The sequence below is a fragment of the Vibrio sp. 10N.222.46.A1 genome, assembly GCF_041473595.1.
GTDB classification, from domain to species: Bacteria; Pseudomonadota; Gammaproteobacteria; order Enterobacterales; family Vibrionaceae; genus Vibrio; species Vibrio tasmaniensis_A.
Window position 1 is genome coordinate 1 of sequence record NZ_JBFRSN010001885.1, and the last position, 272, is coordinate 272.

1 protein-coding gene is annotated in these 272 nt (G+C 42.6%); it reads left to right on the top strand.

Annotation, left to right across the window (positions count from 1 at the left end; translation table 11 throughout):
• Positions 1-18 precede the first annotated feature (18 nt).
• Positions 19-272: NifB/NifX family molybdenum-iron cluster-binding protein (locus AB4496_RS29775; protein WP_372133744.1), on the top strand; the 254-nt coding region annotated here is incomplete at its 3' end.

Below are 272 nucleotides of genomic sequence, written 5' to 3' on the forward strand. Positions count from 1 at the left end.
CAATAACAGGAAGTTACTATGTTATACGCAATACCTTGTCGTGACCTTCATGTCGGCAACCATTTTGCCCGTTCTCCACAGATCGCGATTGTCGATGAGCAACAACAAATAAAGCATCTTATTCCTTTGGTTGAGTCAGACAGCCCGTGCAATAAGAAGAAGCAATGGATGTCCGTCGTTAAATCTTATGATGTGAAAGCTGTTGTGGTTCGTCACATCGGGAAGAAAATGCTGTCGCACTTGTTCAATCATGATGTTCGCGTTTTTACATC